This window comes from Cereibacter changlensis JA139 (genome assembly GCF_003034985.1).
GTDB classification, from domain to species: domain Bacteria; phylum Pseudomonadota; class Alphaproteobacteria; order Rhodobacterales; family Rhodobacteraceae; genus Cereibacter; species Cereibacter changlensis.
The window spans coordinates 1-1,804 of sequence record NZ_PZKG01000307.1; the positions used below are offsets into that span (position 1 = coordinate 1).

The 1,804-nt window shown below is 64.5% G+C and carries 3 protein-coding genes; 1 reads left to right on the forward strand and 2 read right to left on the reverse strand.

Features of this window, described 5'->3' with window-relative positions:
• Together C5F48_RS25845 and C5F48_RS23505 are read right to left on the reverse strand one after the other, a co-directional pair.
• Positions 1 to 234: hypothetical protein (locus C5F48_RS25845; RefSeq protein WP_219907836.1), on the reverse strand; the 234-nt coding region annotated here is incomplete at its 3' end.
• A gap of 124 nt (positions 235 to 358) precedes the next feature.
• Positions 359 to 1,387: an IS110 family RNA-guided transposase gene (locus C5F48_RS23505; RefSeq protein ID WP_107666091.1), complete on the reverse strand. Its 1,029-nt coding sequence runs from the start codon at positions 1,385 to 1,387 to the stop codon at positions 359 to 361.
• Positions 1,388 to 1,559: 172 nt separating this feature from the next.
• On the opposite strand from C5F48_RS23505, the gene C5F48_RS23510 reads away from it, so the two are divergent.
• Positions 1,560 to 1,804 (forward strand): transposase family protein (locus C5F48_RS23510; protein WP_181247769.1); only part of this gene is annotated, 245 nt, incomplete at its 3' end.

Here is a 1,804-nt window from a genome sequence, read left to right on the forward strand (position 1 = left end):
GGGAGCTGGCATGTTTCGGCGTGCAAAATTGGCTCTGACTTCGGTAACGGGGTCGTCTTCGTCAAGCCTTTTCGCCCATGCGGTTTGTTCCGCCAGAGCGGGTTTTCCGGTCCCTTGCTCTCCTGCCGTGGCTTGCGCTCTCGCACTGAGTGCCACGGGATACATGCTTCGGTCCGTGGTCAGCGCGACGGCTGCCAACATGATGCTGGTTCGATGCAATTCCGGCGTGCCCATCTCACTTGCGTGCTCGCCTGAGCTGGCGGCACCAGTCAGAGCCACGGCATCACCGGAACCACGTCCCTCGGGACACTCGGAGGCACGCGCGCGCAGGCAGGTCGCGGGTGGTGCGACGAAGCGGTCAGGCCATGGGCGGCGCCACGTCTGGCCGGAAATTCGCGCCATCGCGCCACATCCGATGGAGAACGACAGCGATCCTGCGGGCCAAGGCTACCATCGCCCGCTTGTTTCCGCGCCGTTTTGCAACCCGCGCCGCCCATGTTCTCAGCCATGAGGCGCGCCCGCGATGCAGCATGACAGTCGCCGCCTGGCAGAGCGCGCGGCGCAGGCCGATGTCGCCAGCCTTTGTGATGCCGCCGATGATGTCGCTTTCGCCGGACTGCTGCCGGGACGGTGTCAGTCCCGCCCATGGGCCGACCTTTTTCGACGAAGTAAAGCGCGCTGGATCATCGACGGCCGACTTGAAAGTCAGGGCGACCACCGCCCCGACGCCCGGCATTGTCATCAGCAGGCGGCAGACCGGATCGTCTTTTGCAAGCTGGCGCACCTGCTGTTCGAGCCCGGCAAGTTCCCGTCGCAGACTGGCGCGGGCGCTTAACATGGGACCAACGCCCGCTTCCAGCAGGCAATTGCCGCAGATCAGCTCTCGGATCCGTGCATCGAACCGGTCCCGGGAAATGGCCCCGACCTTCAGACCGAAGTTCCGCAGCAGGCCTCGGAGCGACATCTCCAGTGCGATCACGGCCTGCTGGACTGCTTTGCGCGCCGATAGCAACGCCCGGATATCCTGCGCCGAGACCGACTTGCAGTGGACGGGGCGGAACCAGCCGAGGTGCAGCAGCCGGGCGATGCCCTCGGCGTCTCTTCGATCGGTCTTGACCGGCATTGCCTTCAAGGCGCCCTTGACTTGGCGTGTCTCCATGAGAACCGCGTCAAGCCCTGCCTCCGCCAGCCCCCGGTGCAGCCGCTGGGACAGAGGTCCCGCCTCAAGGCCGATTGCGGCGATGTTCCCCGGCTGCCCCTTTGCGAACTGCGCCAGTGCGTTCGGGTCGCTGGCAACTTCCGCCTCCCTGATGATCTTGCCATGCTCGCTGAGCACACAGATCGCTGCCTTTGCGAGCGAGACGTCCAGGCCAATAAACAGCTTCATCCCGTAGCCCTCCTGTTTGATCCAACACGGGAACTTCGCCAGCAGCCCGCTCGGCTGGCAAGCAGGGCAACGGACAGCGCGCGACGCAGGCCCCGTTACGGCATCTCACTTTTGATGATGCCCGCGAGATGGCGCCGGTAGCTTTTCCCATGAACTCATGAGGAGAGGTTTGATGCCGCGCCTGAACATGAAGAAGCTTCTGCCTGCCGGGCTTGTGGTCGAGCGTGTGGGTTTCGATCGCACGACTCTCGAGATTTTCGCCAGAACAGCAAAGGGTTGGGCGGCGTGCCCGTGTTGCGGGTCCCGGTCCGGACGGGTTCACAGCCGTTATCTCCGTCGCCTTGCCGACATGCCGGCGCATGGCTTTGACGTGCACCTGGTGGTCCAGGTCAGGCGATTCCGGTGCTGCTCGGGCGA